Raw genomic sequence first — 2,539 nt, 5'->3', positions numbered from 1 at the left:
TGAAGGCAAGTTGTTACGACGAGCTTGGCGACGATGAACGGCTAAAACAGACACTCGAAGACGCGTATTCTAAACGCGATCCCAAGCGAAATTCACCGCTCACGATTGACGAATTGGCGGGTGATTGTGCACGCTTCGTTCGCTCGGATCGTACGACTGCAATTGAATCGTACTCGGCGATCCTTGATCTAAACCCAACGGATTTGACCGCGATGTGGTCATTGATCGACACCTTGCTCTCGGGTGACACCGATCAAGAGACGCTGGCCGAAGCATCCGAGTTGGCCGCTCGGTTGGTCGCCAGCCATCCCGACAGCAACGTCGCCCGCGCGATTCAAACGCAATGAAGGTGTCACGCAGCCCATCGTCGCTGATCGCTCCGCGATCAATGCGGAAGTCCCCATCGTCGCTGATCGCTCCGCGATCATTGCGCAAGTCCCCATTGTCGCTGATCGCTCCGCGATCATTGCGTAAGCTCGCATTGTCGTTGATCGCTCCGCGATCAAAACGTAGCTTCGCAGGGCGAACAACAACATTCCTTGTCACTCTGCTATTGAGTTTGACGATTACTGGCGAGATTCACGCCGAAGTGCCAACCGCTCGCTTGAGCGAGCTTCGTGACCAGGCGATGCAGTCACTTGGCGATAACGATCGCGACGCTGCTGCCAAAGCAACCGAACAAATCCTGGAACTTTGCAAGGTCAGCGACGACGTCGTTATCGATGATCCCGAGCGGATTCGTTACTTAATCATCGCAGCCCAGATCGATTTTGACGCGGGACAACCCGACCGTGCGATTCAAACGCTTTCGGATGCAGCCCGCGATGCGGCCCCCGGCTCGGCAGAGCGCGTCACCGCAATGGCTTACTTGGTTCGGATCGATGCGATCAAACAGCAAATCGATGCTCAGCGAGCGATCGAGACGCTGACCGAATCGCTCGAACTGATTGAAGAAAATCGTTCGCTTTACGACGAAGTTCAATCGTTGGCAATCGACGTGTTAGGGTTCTCCCAGCTTGCGACGCTGGAACCGAAAAACTCGGTCCAGCAGAACTACTCTCTATTGCAGGAACGACTCACCCAAGTCGAAGCGTCAATGACATCCGCGGCAATCCCGGTCGGAGTGATCCGTCTGCTTCGGTTGGCACTTGCCGAATATTGCATGCGAGTCGGCATGGACGATTCACTCGAAACGGTGCTCCGCGAGCTTCGCAGTGTCATTGATGACGACCAGGTGGCGGCGCAGTGGCGAGCCAAGTACTGGAGCTTGGTGGCCACGTTGCGAATGAAACGAAGACAACTGGCCGAAGCCTATGATGCGGCGAGTGAATTTGCACGGCATGCGAAACGCGGCGGGCGTCCTGACTTGCCTGTGATTGCCAACGACATGCTAGCGCTCGTATCGCTACAGATGGGCGATTACCGCGAGGCCCGAAGACTGCTGGAATCCTCGCGTGCGTTCCATCAACAAAATCCCGACCTGCGAAGCGTCACCGATTGGCGAATCAATTTGGCCAAAGCGATCGAAGGGGACCGCGATTTCATCATTGCTCGCAATGAATTGATTGACGCTCAAACGGCGCTGCGGGGAAATACGGACGTTGACCCGCTACGCGCGGCCAACGTTGCCAATAACTTGGGGATCAACTATTACCTAACCGGCGATTTTGACAAAGCCGCCGAGTTGACCCTGTCCGCCAAACAGACCTATCAAGCGAACGTGGATGCCGCGGATTTGACGATTGGTGAATCGTCAATCAATCTCGGCTGGATCGCGATGGCCAAAGAGGATCTCTCGCAAGCAGCGGAGCATTTCTCAGACGCCGCTAATCACTTCAAAAAGTATTACTCGGTTTACCATCCTCGTTACAGCGAAGCGATTGCCTGCCGAGCGCGTGTGGCCTGTTTGCAGGACGACTTGGTCGCCGCCAAACAGTGGGTCATCCAAGCAGAGAAGCTGGCCTACCAAGGCGTCTGTGCAGCACTGGCAAAATCGCCATCGGCTCGCGACCGGCTGGCACTGATCCAAGAAGCTCGCGTGCATCCCGAAAGCGTGGCTTGGCCAGGCACTCTGGACACGTTCTTGGAACTCGCTCCGCAGTTGCAGATTCCGGATGCCGATCAATACAACGTGGTCCTGCGTTGGAAAGGACTTGCCGACCGCTACGACCAAGCGTTCAAAGAAACGAGCGACTTGGAAACCCAGCAGCGTGAACAAGCATTGATGCAACAATTGCATCAAGCTTACTTTCGCCGTGTTTCGCTGCTTCGTCGCCGAGCACTGTTAAAAGAAATCGCGGATCTCGAAGATCAACTTCAAGCGATTCGGCGAAGCGTGTCGCATAAGCAAGTTCATCCTCGCACCGAGGAACCGACCGTCGACACGATTGCTCGGCAATTGGTCAACGACAAATTGATGCTGGACATTCTTCAGACTCGCGTCTTTGCCACTCCGACCGAAGGAGGATGGATCGGTGCGGGGTCTCGCTATATCGCGTTCTTGATGGATCATCGCGGCCAAGTAAAGCGTGTCTCGTTT

General features: G+C 55.3%; 2 protein-coding genes. Both read left to right on the top strand.

Going from position 1 to position 2,539, the window contains the following annotated elements; genetic code table 11:
- A partial coding sequence (locus RMSM_RS41320; RefSeq protein WP_040769380.1) for a hypothetical protein occupies nucleotides 1-347 on the top strand: 347 nt, incomplete at its 5' end.
- The coding region (locus RMSM_RS25475; protein ID WP_040769379.1) for a hypothetical protein at nucleotides 344-2,539 on the top strand (2,196 nt) is incomplete at its 3' end. The genes RMSM_RS41320 and RMSM_RS25475, both read left to right, overlap by 4 nt.

This window comes from Rhodopirellula maiorica SM1 (assembly GCF_000346295.1).
Lineage (GTDB): Bacteria > Planctomycetota > Planctomycetia > Pirellulales > Pirellulaceae > Novipirellula > Novipirellula maiorica.
Note: the sequence above shows the minus strand (reverse complement) of the source record. Positions and strands in the feature narration are given on the sequence as shown.